Raw genomic sequence first — 20,112 nt, forward strand, 5'->3', positions numbered from 1 at the left:
GTTCGTCATCAATCTGAAGCGCCAATCGGCGCTTCTTTTTTTGTATTAGGACGGGACAATTTGCTTCTTCGATATCACGAAAGTGCGGAAGTTGTACGATCAGTTTAAGCGGAAGCTAGCAATGATTTCGCAGTTCGTCGCTGTATCGATATGCTGTACTTGCTCGGCAACTTTTGGATTCGGGTGGCGCTTCATGAAATCAATCAGAGCTTTACGGCAGCAGCCTAGGGAATCTACAAAACTATCACAATGCGTTTTAGGGCACTGAGGGACCAGAGAGAGAATCTTCTCTGATGCAAGCTGCAAGTATTTCAGCTCGTAATCGTTATCACCGTTCTCGCGCCAGAATTTTGCCAGATTGTGGCAAGAGATTACGTTGATCGTCAGCAAATCGTCGACCTCGACTTCTTGCTCATCAATCAATGTTTCTGAAATAGCTAAAGCTTGCTGGTAATGAATGATACTGCGCTGAAAGTCTTTTTCCTGCAAGGCGACATCGGCCTTCAGTGTATGCTGTTCCCAGTCTCTAACATTCATTGTCAATTCTTCCGTACGATCATAAAACATATATTCCCAATATATTAAATGATAATTGTTTTCATGTAAAGTGATGGCTTTATTTATAATGCGCTAACCGCCGAATCCTATTCGGTAATTTCACTTTAAATGGAGACTGGAAATTACCGGAAAAGAAGCGAATAGAAAGCTCGTTTCTACAGACGTAAGTTTTTCAGTTAGCCTTTTAAGCCAGCGGATACTGATTTGTTTTGAATCAATTCGATCATATAGCCATCTGGGTCTTTAACAAACGCAATATGGGTCGTCCCGCCTTTTACTGGACCAGGCTCACGAGTAATGTTGCCACCCGCTTCACGAATAGCATCACAAGTTTGATAGATATCATCAAAACCGAGTGCCACATGACCAAATGCTGTGCCTAGGTCATATTCGGTTGTGCCCCAGTTATACGTTAGTTCTATCACGGCGCCTTCAGATTCGTCTGAATATCCCAAAAAGGCGAGTGTGTATTTGTATTTCTCATTTTCATTGGTGCGCAGAAGCTTCATGCCTAGAACCTTGGTGTAAAACTCAATTGAGCGGTCAAGATCACCAACACGAATCATGGTGTGTAGAATGCGTCCGTTTGACATTGTTGTTCTCCAGAATTCTTTCATCGTTAAGAGGTGGTTTGAGTATAAGAATATCGAATACTTGCGCGCGCTCAAAGCAATTCTGCTCTCCATTTTCTTCTTTTGATAAATCTCATAGTTGCAGATAGACAGGGCAATCAAATTACGATTGAATAGCCTGCCGAATGTTATAACATATCAGGAAGATTAAAATTGAAAAAGCTCGCCCTATTTTTGTTGGTTGGACTTGGTCTGCTCGCGTATTTTTCGTTGGACAAAAAAGACGAACCACAAACACTTACTATTTCAGGTCCATTTGAGTTCAGTAGCCAAGACTTAGCAAAAGATGGTTTTTTGTTTTCCCGATTACAAGTCGTTGAAGCGCTAGTGGCAATTAACGAGCAGTCAGAATTGGTACCGTTGCTGGCGGAAAGCTGGGAGCAAAGTGACGATCGGTTAACCTGGACATTTAAAATTCGTGATGATGTCACTTTTCACGATGGTTCACCACTCAATGCCGACGCTGTCGTGTTTTCTTTGAAGCAAGCCATGTCGAGACCGGGGGTCATTAAAAGAGCACCCATTGAATCTATTCTCGCTCAAGACGACGCTGTTGTGATCAGTCTGTCGAAACCCTTTGTACCTATGTTGTCGGTTCTCGCACACTACTCGACCTCTATTGTTTCCAAGATATCATTTAATTCCGCGAACGAAGTGACCCACTTACATGGTACGGGTCCCTATAAAATCGAAAACTTGGTGCCACCACACAAAGCATTGGTAAGCACCAACGAAAATTATCGTGGCGTTCAACCTAAGATTGCCCAAGTGAGTTACTTAGCGGGTCATCGTTCAGAGAGTCGAGCATTGTTGGCGCAATCGGGGCAAGCGGATTTAGTGTACACTTTGGATCCACTGAGCTTGGAGAGTTTAAATGCCTCTGATAATTTAAAAACACACGTTATCTCTATGCCGCGCACGGTATTGATAAAGCTCAATAATGAACATCCATTCCTTAATCACTCCGATATTCGCAAGGCAATAAGTTTAGCGTTGGATAGGAAAGGCATAGCGGATCATGTGCTTCGTTTGCCTGGGTCTGAAGCTTACCAGTTGTTTTCACCCGCTTTAGGTGTTTGGCACATGGGTAACTACGGTGTGAGTGCTCGAAATCTAGATACGGCAAAAAGCCTATTAGCAGATCATGGCTGGACGTTGAATGGCGATAACAAACTAGAGCGTGAAGGAAAGATCTTTGAGATAAACCTAACCACTTACTCTGATCGCCCAGAGCTTCCCCTAATTGCGACCGCTATTCAAGCGCAGTTAAGCGATGTAGGAATCTCGGTCGATATTTCTATCGACAATTCTAGTGCTATCCCATCAAAACATCATGATGGTACGTTGGAAATGGCGCTTGTTGCGCGTAACTTCGGCACGTTGGCAGATCCTTTAGCGTTGCTGCTTAACGATTTTGCGAGCCATAAAGGCAGTGATTGGGGACCGACGAATTGGTCTTCTTCCGAGTTTACCCGTCTATTGAATCGGTTATCAGTTCAAGACAACGAGACGGAATATCGCAATTTGATTCCAGAAGCTTCTAAGCTGCTGGCCGATGAAATGCCTTTGATTCCAATTAGCTACTATCAGCAAATTATCGCCGTTAATCAACGCGTTCAAAACTTTTCCTTTGACCCATTTGAGATCAACTATCGAGTTGCGGAGATGGAGCTGAATGACTAGCTTCGTCTATAAACGATTTTGCCAAGCGATATTTGTCGCTTGGTCGGTGGGAACCGTAACGTTTGTGCTCATGAGGTTGATACCAGGAGACATCGCTTATCGAATCGCTGCTGGGCGTTATGGCTATGATTATGTCGATGAAAATGCCGCTCAGGCAGTGTCCACAGAGCTAGGGTTAGATAGAAGTGCGATAGAACTCTACTTTGAATGGCTATGGGATTTGCTTCATTTTAACCTTGGCAATTCGCTTGTGAGCGGAGAAAAAGTGGCAATCGAGTTGGTTCACCAGCTCGGTCATTCCGTGATGCTCGCATTGGTTGCCATGATCATTTCGCTTTTCATTGCCATCCCTGTTGGCGTGTACTGCGGTAGAAGAGCCGGAAAGTTGTCTGATACTTTCTCACTTTTTGTGTCCATTATGATCAAGGCACAGCCTGTATTCTTGATTGGCTTAGGTTTGGTCATCTTGTTCGCTTTAAAACTTAACTGGCTGCCAGTGGCAGGTTTTGGGGATGCGAGCTTTATTGTTCTTCCCGCCATTACGTTAGCGTTGAGTATGGCTGCAATGTCTAACCGGATCATCAGAAACGCCACTCACAATGTGCTTGGTTCCCAGTATTTCTTATTTGCTCGCTTGAAAGGGTTAAGTCACTCGCAAGCGTTTGAAAGACATGCTCAGGTGAACATTGCGTTACCCGTTATCGCCTTTGTTGGCATACAAACCGTGACCTTGATTGAAGGCATTGTGATGATCGAATCTCTTTTCTCTTGGCCAGGAATAGGGCACGCGTTATCCCACGCTATTTTTGCGAGAGATATCCCTGTGATACAAGGCGCTGCATTGATGATGGGGTTGTTATTTGTCTTGATCAATACGCTTGTGGATGTCGCTAATTACCTGCTTGATCCTCGCCTTAAATCCAATGTTGCGGTGGAAATACAATGAAACTGAATCTATCGCAATGTGTTGGACTGATATTACTGTCTGCACTGTTTGTCTTCGTGGTACTCGAAAAATCTTTTTTTAACAGTGACCCTTACCAGCAGAATCTAACGTTAGTATTTGCTGCTTCCGATATGGCAGAACCGTTGGGCAGAGATCATTATGGTCGAAGTAATATGGCTCGCTTATCAGATGCTATCCAAACGTCGTTTTTCATGGCGCTAACTTGCGTTTTAACGTCAGCAATTCTTGGGTTGATCGCAGGTATTTTGGCTGGATGGAAAGGGGGATGGTGGGATAAAAGTTTATCTTGGGTATTGAACCTTGTTTTGGCGATGCCTGGCTTAATTCTTGTACTTCTTTTTGGCGCAATTGTACCGGGATCGTTTTGGATACTGTACGTCGCTATTTCTATTATTCTTTGGGTTGAATATTTCCGTGTCGTCCGGTCGAGAGTGATGGGGCTTGTTGTGTCGCCAGAAGTTGAAGCGTCTAAGCTGTACGGTTTTTCTGATTTCTATATTTTTAAGCGTCATTTTTGGCCGGAACTTAAAAAAGATTTGTACACCTTAGCGTGTTTTGGTGCTGGTAACTCCATTCTTACTCTTGCGTCCATAGGCTTCTTGTATGTTGGATTAAAGCCGCCAGAGGCTGAATTAGGGTTAATGATGGTTGAATTGTTTCGATACTACCAACAAGCACCTTGGGTTCTGGCTCAACCTATTATGGCTGTGTTTCTTCTGGTAATGGGATTCCACCTTCTGGCTAGAGGAGAGAAATCATGACGTGTTTGCTCGATGTTCAGAACTTGTCGATTTCGAGTTCTGAAGGAGTATTAGTTGATCCTGTATCTTTTAACGTCAAAGATGGAGAGGCGCTTATTATCCTTGGTGAAACAGGGTCGGGTAAAAGCCTATTAGCCAATGCCATCATAGGCAACCTCCCTAAAGGGTTGTCTTATAACGGAGAGATAACACTCTTCGACCGCTCTCAATCGACACGAAGTACGAAAGAGCGAGAGGTCTTATGGGGTAAAAAAGTCTCTGTATTGCCGCAAGAGCCTTGGTTTGCGTTAAGCCCTTTGATGAACGCTGGCGAGCAGGTTAAAGAGGTGGATCAGTTGGTCAATGTGATTGAAGATTCCGCTTTGCAAGCTCGACTTACAGACGCATTTAAGCGCGTACAACTTTCTGGCGATGAAACCAAGTTACCAAGTGAGCTTTCTGGCGGCATGGCGCAACGTGTCGCGTACTTGTGTGCTACGCAAGCAGGTGGAAAACTGCTGATAGCAGATGAACCGACAAAAGGTTTGGATGCCAGTCGCCAAAAGCAAATTGGCGAACAGTTAAAAGCGCATAAAAAGAAAGGCGCGGTACTTGTCATAACTCACGACATTGAACTCGCCGAATCTTTGCAGGGTGAAGTGATTGTTATGCGCAAAGGCGTGGTGTTAGAACGAGGTGAGGGGGACAAAGTGATCGCCTCTCCTCAGTCTGAATACGCTAGGTCCTTGATTGCGGCGCACCCGAAGAACTGGGTAAATCGTGAAAAACGTACTGATTCTGTACCTCTTATTTCCGCTGATTCTTTGAAAATGACCAGAAATGGGAAAGCACTATTTTCTGAATTGAGCTTTGATGTGTACGAGCAGTCTGTGGTTGGGATTAGTGGTGACAGCGGAAAGGGAAAATCGACCCTTGCGGATATACTGCTTGGTCTTATCCCCCCGACTGACGGCAAAATAATCCAGCATCAAAATATCGAAAAAGGGCAAGCGCTCAAGCTATATCAAGATCCTCCAAGCGCATTGTCTAGAGCGGTAAACTTAAATTCACTATTGCGAGACTTAAAACAGCTTGTAGAGTTTGACGATAAAACCGTGCAGAGGTTACTGGATAGATTGAACTTGGACGCTAGTGTTCTTGAAAGGAAAATTACGCAAGTGTCTGGTGGCGAGCTTCAACGGTTTGCGATTCTTAGATCATTGCTTATGAAGCCGAAGTTACTGATTGCTGATGAGCCGACCTCTCGATTAGACCCAATCACAGCGGCGAATACGTTGAAGCTACTGGTCGAGTTAGGTGAAGAGCTGAAGTTTACTTTAATCTTAATCAGCCACGATAAGATCGCGTTGAAAAAGCTTTGTGATCAAGTCATCCATATTTAAAACCCATCAAAAAGGGAGTAATCGCTACTCCCTTTTTCTTTAACTTTTCATCTTCCAAAAGCAGTTACTTACTCTTCTTAAGCTTCTCTTTCAATACTTCATTGATGAAGCTTTTGCGCCCGTACTGTTTTGTAATAATACATTTGTCTAAATCGAACCCTCTTGCAGGGCAGTATTCACGACCGTAGTAGATAATCTGGAGGTGTAGATCGTTCCATTTCTCTTTTGGGAAAAGACGTTTTCCATCTCTCTCTGTTTGTTCAACGCTTTTTCCGTTAGACAGTCCCCAACGGTACATGAGACGGTGTATGTGTGTATCGACCGGAAAAGCGGGAACATTGAATGCTTGAGCCATAACCACGGAAGCCGTTTTATGTCCTACGCTAGGCATTGCTTCCAAAGCTTCAAAGTCCTTAGGTACTTCACCACCATGTTGCTTGATGATCATATCGGAAAGGTGCCATATCCCTTTAGATTTCATAGGGGACAAACCACAGGGCTTGATGATTTCTTTTATCTCTTCAATGCTCAATTTCACCATATCATAGGGGTTATCGGCACGAGCAAATAACTTAGGTGTGATTTGGTTTACACGTTCATCCGTGCATTGTGCTGACAATAAAACAGCAACGAGCAAAGTATAGGGATCTTTGTGATCTAAAGGGATGGGGACTTCAGGGTAGAGGTCATCAAGAATATTGACTATAGCCTCTACTTTTTCTTTTTTTGATATAGGTTGATTCATTTAAGGCTGCTTCCAGTATTTTTATCTAGGTATTCTTGTTTGCTTATCTTGATGCGCTTATCTTTCATATGCTTAGTGTTACGCACTTATTCTCATATACCCAAGTCACCTCAAGATGCAGGATTCAGAGCCTCATATTCTGTTTCAGTTCAAGGAAAAGAACGTAGCGGAATGATGAATCCTTTCCAAGTTCTTTGACGAAGAAATGGGACAGAATATGGGCTCCCAAGGGCGAGTTTAACTGGCTTTCATACTGCGTTACCGATTTTTGATTTAGAACCACTAAATCATCAAATCGGTGCCTTGTCTTAAAGTCAGTTAAATCTCGCTGAACCAAGCATCTTGAGGTCACTTGGGTATACACTTACGTTTATGCATTAGTCACTCGCGCTCGCTCAATTTCTGGCTTTTCTTCTTTTGGTTGGCGCGATTCTAGTTGTTTGTCTATTAGGTTCTTGGCAGCAATCAAAAATCCTACACCAATGAATGCACCGGGTGGAAGAAGTGCCAGTAAGAAACTGTTATCAAATTGGAACACTTCTATACGCAAAACAGTCGCCCATGACCCAAGCAAAATATCCGCACCATCAAATAGAGTACCGTTGCCTATAACTTCACGCATCGCACCAAGTACCACTAGCACAAGCATCATTCCCATTCCCATCCAAAACCCATCTAACGCTGAAGGCAAGACAGGGTTTTTAGAGGCAAACGCTTCTGCACGACCAATGATGATGCAGTTGGTTACGATGAGGGGAATAAAAATACCGAGTGAGAGGTAAAGTCCATAGGCATAAGCGTTCATTAGTAGCTGAACACAGGTAACGAGCGACGCGATAATCATAACGAAAACCGGTATGCGCACTTCTTTAGGTACGTAGTCTCTCACTAGGGATACCACGACATTTGAGCCAACCTGAACAAGCAAAGTTGCTAGCCCAAGCCCTAATGCGTTGGTCACAGTAGAGGAAACCGCAAGTAATGGACATAAGCCAAGAAGTTGAACTAATGCTGGGTTGTTTTCCCAGATCCCATTCTTTATCAGAGTTTTGTGATCTGTCATGAATCGCTCCCACAGTTGAATGGCATCGAACTAATTTTTTGTTGGTTCTGGGTTACATACCAAACCGCTTGTTTCACCGCTTTTACCACGGCTCTAGGTGTAATCGTAGCGCCTGTGAATTGGTCAAATTGCCCACCGTCTTTTCTGACTCCCCAAGCTGCATCTTCTGGGTCAGTAACGGATTTGCCATTAAAGGAGAGGATCCAATCCGATATTCGAAGGTCAATTTTGTCACCTAATCCAGGAGTCTCTTTATGAGAAAGAATACGCGTACCCAAAATTTCACCGGTAGAGGAAATACCTACAATCAGTTTGATTTTTCCATTGTAGCCGTCGGGAGCAATCGCTTCTATAGCATACGCCGAGACATCGCCTTGCTTGGAGGCAACATAGGCATGAACTGGATCAGGACCAAGCGCTGGAGAGTCAATGATCATACAAGCAGAAAAGAGCTGATTGTCGTGCATGTTTGATGGCACAACTTCGTTGAGAACCGACATCAGCTGTGCTTGCTCTTGTTCTTGAATGGTCGATTTGGTTAAGGCGTTAGTGATGGCAACCAATCCTGTAGAAGCACAGGCAAACATTGCAAGAACAGCGCCATTCTTTTTAATTGCGTTCAGCATGTTTACCCCTTATGCCCGTAAGTTCGTGGCTTAGTATAGTAATCGATGAGAGGCACACACATATTGGCAAGTAATACGGCAAAAGCAACACCATCAGGGAACCCTCCCCATGCTCGAATAATAAAGACTAAAGCACCAATTAATGCTCCAAACAGCAATCTACCCCGAACAGTCGTTGACGCAGATACCGGATCTGTTGCAATGAAAAATGCGCCCAACATTGTTGCACCAGATAACAACTGCATAGTAACAGGGGCGGTTTCTCCTGGGAGTAGAAGAGTAAAAATAAGCGACATGACAGCCAATGACCCTAAGAACGCAGCAGGGATATACCATTGAATTATTCGCAACTTTATTAATGCGAGTCCGCCCGCAAGATAAGCAAGGTTCACCCATTCCCATCCAGCTCCGGCAATGCCTGAAAACTGAGGATTTTGGGTGATTTCACCTAGTGTAAGACCTGATTGCAATGATGTTTTAATGGTGTCTAACGGCGTTGCCATTGTAATTCCATCAATACCAGTTCTTACTTGCTGAAGAGAGAAGCCATCATGGTTGAAACCTGTGAAGATGAGTGACAAGGCATCAGGGAAGTCGACCTGAAATGGGCTGATACTTAAAGGCGATAGCCAGCTTGTCATTTGGACGGGAAAAGAAATCAGCAGCACAACGTAGGCAACCATCGCGGGATTAAAAATATTCTGTCCTAAGCCACCGTATAAATGTTTTGCAATCACAATGGCAAAGAAAATACCGATAACGAGCATCCACCAAGGGGACAGAGGAGGGATGGCAACGGCTAATAACCAAGCCGTAACGACTGCGCTGTAATCACGAAGTGCTGAAACTGGGTTACGCTTTCTCACTAGCATCACGATTGCTTCGAAACCTATCGCTAAACCAATGGCAAACACAAGTTGAATGAGCGTACCCCAACCGAAGAAGTATATTTGAGCGACAAGTCCTGGTAGCGCACACAAAGCCACCCACCTCATTAGATCGGGTGTGCTGCGTCGATTACGTGCGTGTGGAGAGCTAGCAATAAAAAATGCCACTAGTCGTTTTCCTCAGATTGATTATGTTTCTGTTGTTCGGCTTTTCGAGCTTTCGCCCTTGCAATGGCAGCGGCTACCGCGGCTTTTTTCGGATCTTCCTCAACAGGTGTTTCCGCTGCTGGCTCGTTTGAATCCGATTCGTCACTTTCAGCTGCTTGCACTTGTTTCGCCTTACGCGCTTTTGCTCTTGCAATGGCAGCGGCTACCGCGGCTTTTTTCGGGTCTTCTTCAACAGGTGTTTCCGCTGGTGGCTCATCCGAATTCAAATCATCATTTTCTGTTTGAGCTTGTTTCGCCTTACGCGCTTTTGCTCTTGCAATGGCAGCGGCTACCGCGGCTTTTTTCGGATCTTCCTCAACAGGTGTTTCCGCTGGTGGCTCATCCGAATTCAAATCATCATTTTCTGTTTGAGCTTGTTTCGCCTTACGCGCTTTCGCTCTTGCAATGGCAGCGGCTACCGCGGCTTTTTTCGGGTCTTCTTCAACAGATGTTTCCGCTGGTGGTTCGTTTGAGCCCGAGTCGTCACTTTCAGTTGGTTGATCTTGTTTCGCTTTACGCGCTTTTGCCCTTGCAATGGCAGCGGCTACCGCGGCTTTTTTCGGATCTTCCTCAACAGACGTTTCCGCTGCTGGCTCGTTTGAATCCGATTCGTCACTTTCAGCTGCTTGCGCTTGTTTCGCCTTACGCGCTTTTGCTCTTGCAATGGCAGCGGCTACCGCGGCTTTTTTCGGGTCTTCCTCAACAGACGTTTCCGCTGATGGCTCGTTTGAGCCCGAGCCGTCACTTTCAGTTGGTTGAACTTGTTTCGCTTTACGCGCTTTTGCTCTTGCAATGGCAGCGGCTACCGCAGCTTTTTTCGAGTCTTCTTCAACAGGTGTTTCCGCTGATGGTTCACCCGAATTCAAATCATCATTTTCTGTTTGAGTTTGTTTCGTTTTGCGTGCTTTTGCCCTTGCAATGGCTGCAGCAACTGCGGCTTTTTTCGGGTCTTCCTCAACAGATGTTTCCGCTGGTGGCTCGTTTGAGCTCGAGTCGTCACTTTCAGTTGGTTGCACTTGTTTCGTTTTGCGTGCTTTTGCCCTTGCAATGGCAGCGGCTACCGCATCTTTCTTCTCGTTTCCTGTTGTTTCCGCTTGTTCTGGTTGAGTTGATTTTTTTGCCTTTGCACGGGCAATAGCTGCAGCGACGGCATCTTTTTTACTTGTATCTTGCTTGTCTTTCGAATCTGATTCAGTCGTTTCGTTTGCTTTTAAGGCTTTACGTTCTCTCGCTTGACGCTTGCGCTCTTCTCTGAGTTTTGCCATCTCGCTATTATCTGGTTCAGATTGTCCAGATTTCATTGCCTCAGCTTGTTTGGCTTTAGCGCGAGCAATGGCTGCTGCAACGGCTGGTTTAACCTCATCTGTTGCTGCTGTTTGTGCTTTCTGAGACTTAACTCTAGCAATGGCTGCCGCAATGGCATCTTCACCGTCACCGGTCTTCAAATCTTTACGGCGCGCTTCCGCGGCTTTCTTGAATTTATTTTCACGAGCGAGCTTATCGCGCTCCATTCGAGCATTCTTTTCTTCAAAGCGTTTCTTAGCTCGCTCAGCAGCGATGGCTTCTTCTTTACGAGTACGAATTTCCGCTTTCGCTTCACGGTAGTAGTGGACTAAGGGGATTTCACTTGGACAGACAAACGCACAAGCTCCACATTCGATACAATCTTTTAGATTGAGTTCTTCGCACTTATCGTAATCTTGATCCTTTGCATACCATTGAAGTTGTTGAGGAAGTAAAGACGCTGGGCATACGTCTGCACATTCGCCACAGCGGATGCATTCCATCTCGTAACGCTCAACAGGCAGTTCCCGACGTGCGGGCGCAAGAATACAGTTAGCTGTTTTTGTGATGGGAACATTAGCATGTGGAAGTGCAAATCCCATCATTGGTCCACCCATAATAAGGCGTGGTGCTTTTTTATCAGCTTTATAATCTGCGTGTTCCAGCAGGTGTGAAACAGGCGACCCGATCAAAGCCCAAACGTTACGGGGTTGTTTGAAGGTTTTACCTGTCAGAGTCACTACGCGCTGGATAAGAGGCTCGCCGTCAATGATTGCACGCTTGATGGCATGCATTGAACCCACATTTTGTACCAATATGCCAATATCCGCTGGAATACCGTTTGCTGGAACTTCCATATCGGTCAGTATTTTGATGAGTTGCTTTTCGCCACCAGAAGGATACTTCGTTGGGATGACTCGAATAACCAGATCTTTTGCCGTAGCAGCGGATTGCAATGCTTTGATGGCTTCTGGTTTATTGTCTTCGATACCGATAATGGTGAGCTCTGGTTTAAGTATGTGCTCAACAATTTCTATGCCTTTGATGATCTCTTCTGCATGTTCTTGCATTAATCGATCATCAGCGGTTATGTACGGTTCGCACTCTGCAGCGTTGACGATGAATATTTTTGTTTTAGCCAATCCCGATTGGATTTTTTTTGCCGTTGGGAAACCGGCTCCGCCCATTCCAGACACACCTGCTTGACGAATAGCTTCAATTAAGTCGTCTGATGTTTCTTGCTGGTAATTCGCAATGGGGTTCTTTTTCCCCCACTCATCTTTTCCGTCGGGTTCAATAACGACGGACAATTCTGTCAGACCAGACGGGTGAGCTGTCGTTCTGGGCTCTATTGCGGTAATGGTCCCAGATGTCGGGGCATGAATTGGAAGCATGAAGCTTAATGAACAGCGAGTCAGCGGCTGACCTTTGGTTACGTGATCACCTATTGATACCGCGAGATCACCGGGTTTCCCAATGTGCTGTTTTACAGGAATAACAAGCTCTTGCGGAAGCGGTAATACCTGCATTTCTGACTGGTTAGATTGGCGCTTATTTTCTGGTGGGTGAATACCGCCGGGAAAATCCCAGAGGTAACCAGAACGAATTTTCTCAATGAGTGACAACATGCCCAATCCTTCTTATTGTAATTTTTGAGGTTGAGAATCGGTGACGTTAACCACCGGTATTGTGTTTAATTGCCACTTCCATGTATCTGTTGTTTGCGCAATTGGAATCATTTCGATGCAATCCGTCGGGCACGGTGCGACACAGAGATCACAGCCAGTACATTCGTCTTTAATAACGGTGTGCAGCGCTTTGTTGCCTCCTACAATGGCATCTACTGGGCAAGCTTGGATGCATTTGGTGCACCCTATACACATATCTTCGTGTATGTAAGCGACCTTTTTGATGCTTTTTTCTGGGTCGTGTTCCGGTTCTCCCGCTTCAACCCCCATTAAATCTGCTAGCTTTTCGATAGCAGCCTGCCCGCCTGGAGGACATTTGGTGATGGAGTCACCATTTGCAATGGCTTCAGCATAAGGGCGGCAACCAGGGTAACCACATTGACCACATTGAGTCTGAGGTAAAATTTCATCGATCTGATCCACAATCGGATCAGCTTGAACTTTGAACTTTATTGAAGCAAAACCAAGGATCGCACCAAAGATAGCCGCTAAGGCTGCAAGTGCAATGATAGCAATTAGAATTCCACTCATTACAGTTTCACCAGCCCTGTAAAGCCCATGAATGCGAGTGACATTAACCCGGCGGTAATCATTGCTATGGATGCACCGCGAAATGGCATTGGTACGTTAGCGGCGGCAATACGTTCACGCATAGAAGCAAACAAAATCAAAACGATGGAGAAGCCAGCAGCAGCGCCAAAGCCATAAACGATGGATTCAATGAAGTTGTGATTCTCATTAATGTTGAGCAACGCTACACCTAAAACGGCACAGTTTGTGGTAATCAACGGCAGAAAAATACCAAGTAGGCGGTAAAGAGTCGGGCTGGTTTTGTGCACCACCATTTCGGTAAACTGCACGACAACAGCGATAACCAGAATAAAGCTCATGGTGCGGAGATATTGAATACCTAGCGGCGTTAAGATGTAGGTTTCAACGAGGTATGCGCTCACCGATGCCAAAGTAAGCACAAATGTCGTAGCCAAGCCCATGCCTATAGCTGTTTCAAGTTTTTTTGAAACACCCATGAAGGGGCATAAGCCTAAAAATTTTACAAGAACGAAGTTGTTGACCAAAACGGTGCCAACAAGCAGCAACAGATACTCTGTCATGGCATCTCAATAAAAATAAATCAGATCCTAATATTATCCTGCTTTGTTACGTATTTAACAACCGAGATAGAGCAAGGTTTTTTGGTATTTGACTGTTTATTAGTCAGTTAATTATAGAATTATGATTCTAAATTTGAAAAACGCCAAGTTGTTGAGAATTAATATCATTTAGGTTGCGTGTGGCGACGATAAAAACGTAGCAGGTCAGATTCTGTTGGTCGAAATTTGAACGTGAGTAGGGTGTTGAACAAGTATTCTTACGAAACATAAGCTTAGAGTGTTTTTAATTGACCAGAACGAAGGGAACACATCTTTTAGCTTGGGTTTAAAATGCACCTGTCGCCAATCAACGAGAAAAGCCAGTTCTTTCAACATAGTTTTTGAAAGTTTGGCTCCCTTTGACGGGACTCAACGTGGGCGGCGAGCTCTGAGACATTGGTTTGGAACAAACCAGTCTCTACAAACGAAAAAAGCCACGTCTTTCGACATGGCTTTTAGAATTTTGGCTCCCCCTGCGGGACTCGAACCTGCGACATACGGATTAACAGTCCGCCGTTCTACCAACTGAACTAAGGGGGAACAATTGTGTGGTGCGCATACTATCGACACAGCAATTTTCTGTCAACACTCAACGAGAAAGATTTGAGAAAAAAATCTTAAAAAAAATCTTTACAATCACATAACCCTTGCACGGCAAAGCCTAATCGAACTTATCCACCAAAATTGTGGATAACTGTGTTAATTGATTTTTGACAATTATTTTTTGGGCTGTTTTAGAAAGAGTTTCTCAGCAATAAATAGGGAATGAAGATACTCTAACAAATTGATTTTATGTTGTTTAAGTGTTTTTAATGCTTGAAGTTGTGGATGTGAATAAAAATGCACTTAGATGACAGTATCGACATATCTAGCAAAATTTTGGGGAAAACTCGTGGATGAAAAATGGTGTTTTATTGCGGCATTTTTATACAGGGCTGAAAAAGATACCAGATAACGTTGTCAGTATCTAGCGGTAAATGTGCCGTAGATCGGACTTTTAGTCACTCTATGTATTGCCTCTAGAGTTAAAGCAAAAGACAATACCGTTAAACTTAGGTTAGGGAATAAAAATGAGCAAGACGTACGATCTCGTCTCCAAATATGTACCTTCTGGCGATCAACCTACTGCGATCAAAAAGCTTCTAGACGGGTTAGACTCTGGACTAGCACATCAAACGCTCTTAGGGGTGACCGGATCGGGTAAAACATTTACGTTAGCGAATGTTATTGCTGAATCTCAGCGACCAGCGATTCTTCTCGCTCCAAATAAAACGCTTGCCGCCCAGTTATACGGGGAGATGAAAGCCTTTTTCCCAAATAACGCTGTTGAATATTTTGTCTCTTACTACGACTACTATCAGCCAGAAGCCTATGTACCTACAACGGATACGTTTATAGAGAAAGATGCCTCTGTGAACGCGCATATTGAGCAAATGCGTTTATCTGCAACAAAGGCTCTGCTAGAAAGAAAAGACGCCATTATTGTTGCATCCGTTTCAGCCATCTACGGTTTGGGTGACCCGGACAGCTATCTAAAGATGATGCTCCACGTAACCAGAGGGGATGTGATAGGTCAACGAGATATTCTAAGGCGCTTGGCTGAACTTCAATATTCTCGAAATGATGTCGCTTTCGAGCGCGGTCAATTTAGGGTACGTGGCGAAGTTATTGATGTATTCCCTGCCGAATCTGAGCAAGATGCAGTACGCATCGAAATGTTTGATGATGAAGTAGACTGTATTAGTGTGTTTGATCCGCTGACTGGCGTGGTTAAGCAACGAGATCTTCCGAGGTTTACCATTTATCCGAAAACTCACTATGTTACGCCTCGTGAGAAAATCTTGGATGCTATTGAAGAAATAAAAATCGAGCTTGAGCAACGCAAAAAACATCTGATAGAAAATAATAAGCTTCTTGAAGAGCAACGAATTTCGCAACGCACTCAATTTGATATTGAGATGATGACCGAGCTTGGGTTTTGCTCCGGTATCGAAAACTATTCGCGTTATTTAAGTGGTAGAAATGAGGGGGAGCCGCCGCCGACCTTATTTGACTATTTGCCTGCAGATGGTCTTTTAGTTATCGATGAATCTCACGTTACGGTTCCTCAAATTGGCGCTATGTATAAAGGTGACCGTTCGCGAAAAGAAACCTTAGTTGAATTTGGTTTCCGATTACCTTCCGCATTGGACAACCGTCCGATGAAATTTGAAGAATTTGAATCCATCGCACCTCAAACTATTTTTGTGTCAGCGACACCTGGAAATTACGAATTAGAAAAGTCGGCTGATGACATCGCCGATCAAGTCGTTCGTCCAACAGGATTGTTGGATCCTGAATTGGAAGTTAGACCCGTTGCTACGCAGGTGGATGATTTACTCTCTGAAATTCGAATCCGCAGTCAAAAAAGTGAACGCGTTTTGGTAACGACGTTAACGAAACGAATGGCGGAAGATTTAACGGAATACCTGCACGAACATGGTGTAAAAGTTCGTTACCTGCACTCTGATATCGATACGGTTGAGCGAGTTGAGATTATCCGGGATCTCCGCTTAGGTGAATTTGACGTGCTTGTTGGGATTAACTTACTTCGAGAGGGGCTTGATATGCCTGAAGTGAGTTTGGTTGCAATATTGGATGCTGATAAAGAAGGGTTCCTTCGTTCGGAGCGTTCTTTGATTCAGACTATTGGTCGTGCAGCGCGTAACCTAAGTGGTAAGGCTATTCTCTATGGAGATAGGATTACTAAATCCATGAAAAAAGCGATGGATGAAACGAATCGTCGTCGTGAGAAGCAGGAAATGTACAATGAAGAGCAAGGCATTACGCCTCAAGCACTTCAGACTAACGTAAAAGACATTATGGAGCTTGGCGATATCGCCAAAGCCAAAGGGAAACGTCACAACAAACAAGTGCCTTTATCTAAGGTTGCAGAACCATCGAACAGCTATGAAGTACTCTCACCACAGCAGTTAGAGAAAGAAATTTCGAAGTTAGAAGGTCAAATGTATCAGCATGCTCAAAACTTAGAGTTTGAGCTAGCGGCTGGAAAACGAGATGAAATAGAAAAGTTGAAAGCGCAATTTATAGCGAACAGCTAGGGTCTACCGTTCTCTCGAGATGATTTTTGAGCTGAATTTAAATCAAAAAAATAGCCAATAGAAATCGTTCTATTGGCTTCATTTTGTGAATACTTTATTCACTAACAACGTCAGTTGGCTAGGTGACCCATTAGGGTAATACAGAAGTTGCACATAGCGTGCCATGTTTATTTCACCCTTTCTTTTACATTTTATTCTGTTTAGGCTATTATTTTTCGCAAAATGCGATTCATATTGCAACTACATTACTAAAGTGCAACGGCTAGGTTATGCAAGACACAACAACTAATCCGAATCCAAAATATCTTCTCATGGTAGAAGATACCGCTTCGGTTGCAGCGTTATACCGATCCTATCTTAATCCACTTGGCTTGGATATTACTATTGTAGGGACGGGAATAGATGCAATAAAAAGTCTCGAAAAGCGAACTCCTGATCTCATTTTACTCGACTTACGCCTACCCGATATGACCGGGATGGATGTCCTTTCGTCAGTAAAGTCCAATTACCCTGATGTTCCTGTCATTTTTATGACTGCGCATGGTTCAATAGATACCGCAGTTGAAGCAATGAGAAAGGGGGCTCAGGATTTCCTTATTAAGCCATGTGAAGCAGATAGGCTTCGTGTCACGGTTAATAATGCTCTTCGAAAAGCTGGAAAGTTGCGTTCTCCAACCAGTGAACCTGATAACAATTATCAAGGCTTTATTGGCAGTAGCCAGACCATGCAGGCGGTTTATCGAACGATAGATTCCGCCGCTCCCAGTAAAGCTTCACTTTTCATAACTGGGGAAAGTGGTACGGGTAAAGAGGTGTGTGCTGAAGCCATACACGCTGCGAGTAAACGTGGTGACAGTCCTTTTATCGCGATCAACTGTGCTGCCATACCTAAAGATCTTATAGAAAGTGAGCTTTTTGGCCATGTTAAAGGTGCCTTTACAGGTGCATCAACGGATAGGCAAGGTGCAGCAGAGTTAGCCGATGGTGGAACTCTATTCTTGGATGAATTGTGTGAGATGGACTTGGATCTTCAAACCAAGCTGCTTCGATTTATCCAAACGGGTACTTTTCAAAAAGTGGGCTCTTCCAAAATGAAAAGTGTGGATGTACGTTTTGTATGTGCAACCAACCGTGACCCATGGAAAGAAGTGCAAGAAGGGCGTTTTCGTGAGGATTTGTATTACCGACTTTATGTCATTCCGTTGCATTTACCACCGTTGAGAAACCGCGGGGAAGATGTAGTCGAAATTGCGTATTCATTACTTGGGCATATGTCTCATGAAGAAGGGAAAGGCTTTGTGCGTTTTTCCCAGCAAGTGCTCGATAAATTTATTGAGTACGAATGGCCTGGTAACGTTCGTCAGTTGCAGAACGTGCTGCGTAATGCCGTGGTACTTAACCATGGGAGTGAGATCACACTTAATATGCTACCGCCACCCTTAAATTTGCCTTCGGTATCAGAATTGAAACAAGCGAATGCAACCGACTCAATTTCAACTAAACTCTCTATAGAAGAAATACGACCACTTTGGCTTACTGAAAAAAGTGCGATAGAGCAAGCAATTGAAGCCTGTGAAGGTAATATTCCGAAGGCAGCAGGTCATCTAGACGTCAGTCCGTCTACGTTGTATCGCAAGCTGCAAACTTGGAAAGAACAATAAAGAGAAACACAACAAGTTTAAGAGGGCAGAATGAAAGCAGTCGTCAATACAGACAAAATAGACGAGTTGAGTCGAGACATCGGAGAAGAGAACCTTCCCATGCTTTTTTCTATTTTTATTGGAGAGTTAGTCGATTACGCTGAGGCGCTAGCAAATGGTCCGTCCGAGCGAAGCGAAGCTGAGGAACAATTGAAGTCGATCAGCCATTCACTGAAAAGCAGCGCTGCAAGTTTTGGTGCTGAAAGGTTATGCGAATTTGCAACAAGGCTAGATGCTCGATACAAAACAGGTGAAGACATTAACACGTCAGAAAATAGGGAAACAATGATCACCTGCTTGCACTTAACTCGAGAAGAATTTCTCAAATTAACCCAATAGATTTTCTATTGCTTTCTGCAGTTTAGTTCTATCATGTCGCCATTGATGATTGGCTGAAGCTAAATCAATGGTGACTATTTCACGTACACCAGTGAACGCCTCATAATTGTCTTTTCCGAGCAGAACGTCTATCTCACGACCATCACAAGCCCGTTGGCACCAAGTGAGTTTTTCTTGCAGCGTCATGCGTCCAGCTGGGCCATATTCTGGCGATAAGTTTTCGACAAACACGAGTTTAGCTGTTGAGTTTCTTGCTATCGCTTTACCCAACTCTGGAAGCAATAGTGGGGGCATAATACTTGTGAGAAAACTGCCAGGTCCCAATACAATGCAGTTCGCTTCTTCAATGGCCTTTATCCCTTCCTTAGTCGCCTGAACTTGAGGCTCCAAGTATAAACGCTGTAGATCGTACTCAGTTTCATCGACACTGGTTTCACCACGTACCCATTCACCTGAGACAGACAGCGCTGTTAGATCTGTGGGGTGCTCCGTCATTGGGACGATGTTGATATCGACTTTAAGCATATCTCTAATTAAATTAATTGCTTCTAGAGGTCGAATTGAAAGGTTATCTAAGGCGGTGAGCATTAAGTTACCAAGATTGTGGTCATTTAACTCGCCTACACCCTTGAAGCGGTATTCAAACATCATAGAGCCGATAGAAGGTTCCGTTATCAGCTGATTAATACAATTTCGTGTATCACCCCAAGCGATCCCGCCTTGGCAATCGCGAATTCGACCAGTTGAACCGCCATTATCGGTTGTTGTGACAATACCTGTTGCGTTATTACCGAAATCTTTCAGCGCAGCTAACATTCTTCCAAGACCGTGTCCGCCGCCAATAGCGACCACTTTTTTATTTTTATATAGCGTCATAGTCGTTCTTATATCGCATTTTATTTTATTGATTAAAGTGTATACCCAAGTGACCTCAAGATGCTAGGTTCAGCGAGAGTTAACTGGCTTTCAGGCAAGGCATCGATTTGAAGATCTAGTTATTCTAAATCAAGAATCGGTAACGCAGTATGAACGCCAGTTAAACTCGCCCTTGGGAGCCCATATTCTGTCCCATTTCATCGTCAAAGCACTTGGAAATGACTTGTCATTCCACTTCGCTCTTTTCCTTGAATTGAACCAGAATATGCGGCTCTGAATCCTGCATCTTGAGGTTACTTGGGTATACACCTCTCGAAGAGGTATAAGAGAAATTCTGTGTTGATAGCTCGATACTTTGCCTACAGAATCGCTAAATTTCTACCAAATAAGCTGTACAACCCCGAGTTTTTGCAATTTTGACTGGTATCCCACACTAATATTAAGTATTTTATTAAGACGCTG

At 44.1% G+C, this 20,112-nt stretch carries 17 protein-coding genes and 1 tRNA gene; 7 read left to right on the forward strand and 11 right to left on the reverse strand.

The annotated features are described in order from the left end of the window. Nucleotides 1-99 precede the first annotated feature (99 nt). Together CW749_RS07850 and gloA are read right to left on the reverse strand one after the other, a co-directional pair. Nucleotides 100-537, reverse strand: a complete 438-nt coding sequence (locus CW749_RS07850; protein WP_101111504.1) for a DUF2753 domain-containing protein — start codon at nt 535-537, stop codon at nt 100-102. A gap of 197 nt (nt 538-734) precedes the next feature. Beyond that, entirely contained in the window at nt 735-1,151 is a 417-nt protein-coding gene (gene gloA, locus CW749_RS07855) for a lactoylglutathione lyase (protein ID WP_101111505.1), read from the reverse strand. 216 nt (nt 1,152-1,367) lie between these two features. Between gloA and CW749_RS07860 the strand changes: the two genes are divergently transcribed. From CW749_RS07860 to CW749_RS07875, 4 genes are read left to right on the forward strand one after another with little or no spacing between them, the layout of a single operon-like run. After that, nucleotides 1,368-2,873, forward strand: coding sequence for an ABC transporter substrate-binding protein (locus CW749_RS07860; RefSeq protein ID WP_237322367.1), 1,506 nt, complete (start codon nt 1,368-1,370; stop codon nt 2,871-2,873). Then, entirely contained in the window at nt 2,866-3,819 is a 954-nt protein-coding gene (locus CW749_RS07865) for an ABC transporter permease (RefSeq protein WP_101111479.1), read from the forward strand. Before CW749_RS07860 ends, CW749_RS07865 begins: the two co-directional genes overlap by 8 nt. Next, nucleotides 3,816-4,601 carry an ABC transporter permease gene (locus CW749_RS07870; RefSeq protein ID WP_101111480.1) on the forward strand — a complete coding sequence of 262 codons (786 nt, stop codon included), beginning with the start codon at nt 3,816-3,818 and terminating at the stop codon, nt 4,599-4,601. The genes CW749_RS07865 and CW749_RS07870 overlap by 4 nt, the downstream gene beginning before the upstream one ends. Next, complete coding sequence (locus CW749_RS07875; protein ID WP_101111481.1) at nt 4,598-5,983, forward strand: ATP-binding cassette domain-containing protein; 1,386 nt, start codon at nt 4,598-4,600, stop codon at nt 5,981-5,983. Before CW749_RS07870 ends, CW749_RS07875 begins: the two co-directional genes overlap by 4 nt. Before the next feature lie 64 nt (nt 5,984-6,047). On the opposite strand, the gene nth is transcribed toward CW749_RS07875, so the two are convergent. The 8 genes from nth to CW749_RS07915 all read right to left on the reverse strand — a co-directional run bounded on the left by nth (nt 6,048) and on the right by CW749_RS07915 (nt 14,174). Then, nucleotides 6,048-6,728: an endonuclease III gene (gene nth, locus CW749_RS07880; RefSeq protein ID WP_180958351.1), complete on the reverse strand. Its 681-nt coding sequence runs from the start codon at nt 6,726-6,728 to the stop codon at nt 6,048-6,050. 370 nt (nt 6,729-7,098) lie between these two features. Beyond that, complete coding sequence (locus CW749_RS07885; protein WP_101111482.1) at nt 7,099-7,791, reverse strand: electron transport complex subunit E; 693 nt, start codon at nt 7,789-7,791, stop codon at nt 7,099-7,101. Further along, nucleotides 7,788-8,417 carry an electron transport complex subunit RsxG gene (gene rsxG, locus CW749_RS07890; RefSeq protein ID WP_101111483.1) on the reverse strand — a complete coding sequence of 210 codons (630 nt, stop codon included), beginning with the start codon at nt 8,415-8,417 and terminating at the stop codon, nt 7,788-7,790. The genes CW749_RS07885 and rsxG overlap by 4 nt, the downstream gene beginning before the upstream one ends. Before the next feature lie 2 nt (nt 8,418-8,419). Continuing rightward, a complete protein-coding gene (gene rsxD / locus CW749_RS07895) occupies nt 8,420-9,472 on the reverse strand; it encodes an electron transport complex subunit RsxD (RefSeq protein WP_101111484.1) in 1,053 nt (350 codons plus the stop codon). Further along, nucleotides 9,472-12,423 carry an electron transport complex subunit RsxC gene (gene rsxC / locus CW749_RS07900; RefSeq protein ID WP_101111485.1) on the reverse strand — a complete coding sequence of 984 codons (2,952 nt, stop codon included), beginning with the start codon at nt 12,421-12,423 and terminating at the stop codon, nt 9,472-9,474. Before rsxC ends, rsxD begins: the two co-directional genes overlap by 1 nt. Before the next feature lie 12 nt (nt 12,424-12,435). Next, entirely contained in the window at nt 12,436-13,014 is a 579-nt protein-coding gene (gene rsxB, locus CW749_RS07905) for an electron transport complex subunit RsxB (RefSeq protein WP_101111486.1), read from the reverse strand. Further along, a complete protein-coding gene (gene rsxA, locus CW749_RS07910; protein ID WP_101111487.1) occupies nt 13,014-13,595 on the reverse strand; it encodes an electron transport complex subunit RsxA in 582 nt (193 codons plus the stop codon). The genes rsxB and rsxA overlap by 1 nt, the downstream gene beginning before the upstream one ends. 503 nt (nt 13,596-14,098) lie before the next feature. Next, nucleotides 14,099-14,174, reverse strand: a tRNA-Asn gene (locus CW749_RS07915). Nucleotides 14,175-14,704: 530 nt separating this feature from the next. Between CW749_RS07915 and uvrB the strand changes: the two genes are divergently transcribed. The 3 genes from uvrB to CW749_RS07930 all read left to right on the forward strand — a co-directional run bounded on the left by uvrB (nt 14,705) and on the right by CW749_RS07930 (nt 18,774). After that, nucleotides 14,705-16,735, forward strand: a complete 2,031-nt coding sequence (gene uvrB / locus CW749_RS07920) for an excinuclease ABC subunit UvrB (protein WP_101111488.1) — start codon at nt 14,705-14,707, stop codon at nt 16,733-16,735. Between the two features lie 269 nt (nt 16,736-17,004). Continuing rightward, nucleotides 17,005-18,396 carry a quorum-sensing sigma-54 dependent transcriptional regulator LuxO gene (luxO, locus tag CW749_RS07925; RefSeq protein WP_101111489.1) on the forward strand — a complete coding sequence of 464 codons (1,392 nt, stop codon included), beginning with the start codon at nt 17,005-17,007 and terminating at the stop codon, nt 18,394-18,396. 30 nt (nt 18,397-18,426) lie between these two features. Beyond that, nucleotides 18,427-18,774 (forward strand): Hpt domain-containing protein, encoded by a 348-nt coding sequence (locus CW749_RS07930; protein ID WP_101111490.1) that lies wholly within the window; start codon nt 18,427-18,429, stop codon nt 18,772-18,774. Here CW749_RS07930 and yvcK read toward each other — a convergent pair. Further along, nucleotides 18,763-19,650, reverse strand: a complete 888-nt coding sequence (gene yvcK / locus CW749_RS07935; RefSeq protein WP_101111491.1) for a uridine diphosphate-N-acetylglucosamine-binding protein YvcK — start codon at nt 19,648-19,650, stop codon at nt 18,763-18,765. The two genes, CW749_RS07930 and yvcK, sit on opposite strands and share 12 nt — an antisense overlap. Nucleotides 19,651-20,112: the final 462 nt, after the last annotated feature.

Origin of the sequence: Vibrio sp. vnigr-6D03 (genome assembly GCF_002835515.1) — a bacterium.
Lineage (GTDB): Bacteria > Pseudomonadota > Gammaproteobacteria > Enterobacterales > Vibrionaceae > Vibrio > Vibrio penaeicida.